The following is a 671-nucleotide window of genomic DNA, read 5'->3' as shown; positions in this document are numbered from 1 at the left end:
GTGCGCTCAGATTGCTTGCTCAGTCGATTGGTTGATGAGGCTGTATTCGTACTCGATCCGAAAGATGATGAATGGTGTAGACATGTGTTGAAAAAATCCTGTGAAGATGACAAGCCTTTCTACCTGTTTGACTTGCGCTCGAATGAGTATCAAATCGATATGTTAGACCGGTATCACTCAATATGAGCTTGAAGAGCTTATGACAGCAGGGTTTGGGCTTGAGAAAACGGGGTCAGATGCAGACTTTCACAAAGGCAATGACCGTAGAGCTTCAAGAGTCTTTGCAGGGGAAATCAACAACGGGCCTCAGACATTCCGATCAATGTTTCAATCCCCACTGGCTGAACAGTTCAAAGATGGTGCAGCCGGCTTTATGACTTCATTGGAGGAAATCGCCTAGTAAATAGCGTTAATGCCTTGGGGGGCTTTGATTTGCGGGAGATTTTCGAGTCTGGCGGTTGTGTGTATATCGTAGGTTCGAGCATGAATGAACAGACAAAAATCGTTCAGAAAATGCTTGTGCAAAGAATCTTCCAGATCGCGGCAAGTCGTGACAGAACTCAGGGCGAAAACAGACCTGTAGCGGTGTTCCTCGATGAATTTAAGTACCACATTTCAAGAATCACCTTAGCGGGTCTAGGTCTTGTCAGGGATARGCGTGCATTTAATCC

Annotated in this window: 3 protein-coding genes; all 3 read left to right on the top strand. The window is 45.7% G+C overall.

What is annotated here, in order from left to right; genetic code table 11:
* Nucleotides 1–186 (top strand): hypothetical protein (locus B853_RS26225; RefSeq protein WP_211285377.1); only part of this gene is annotated, 186 nt, incomplete at its 5' end.
* A gap of 13 nt (nt 187–199) precedes the next feature.
* Nucleotides 200–400 carry a hypothetical protein gene (locus tag B853_RS15980; RefSeq protein WP_128826938.1) on the top strand — a complete coding sequence of 67 codons (201 nt, stop codon included), beginning with the start codon at nt 200–202 and terminating at the stop codon, nt 398–400.
* Between the two features lie 83 nt (nt 401–483).
* Nucleotides 484–671, top strand: a 188-nt coding sequence (locus B853_RS25915) for a hypothetical protein (RefSeq protein WP_143700803.1), incomplete at its 3' end; no start/stop codon positions are given.

The sequence above is a fragment of the Vibrio rotiferianus CAIM 577 = LMG 21460 genome, assembly GCF_002741985.1.
GTDB lineage: Bacteria > Pseudomonadota > Gammaproteobacteria > Enterobacterales > Vibrionaceae > Vibrio > Vibrio rotiferianus.
Note: the sequence above shows the minus strand (reverse complement) of the source record. Positions and strands in the feature narration are given on the sequence as shown.

Bases quoted from the DNA above. Each gene is read 5' to 3' on its own strand.
- B853_RS15980 (WP_128826938.1), top strand. From the start codon at position 200: ATGACAGCAGGGTTTGGGCTTGAGAAAACGGGGTCAGATGCAGACTTT.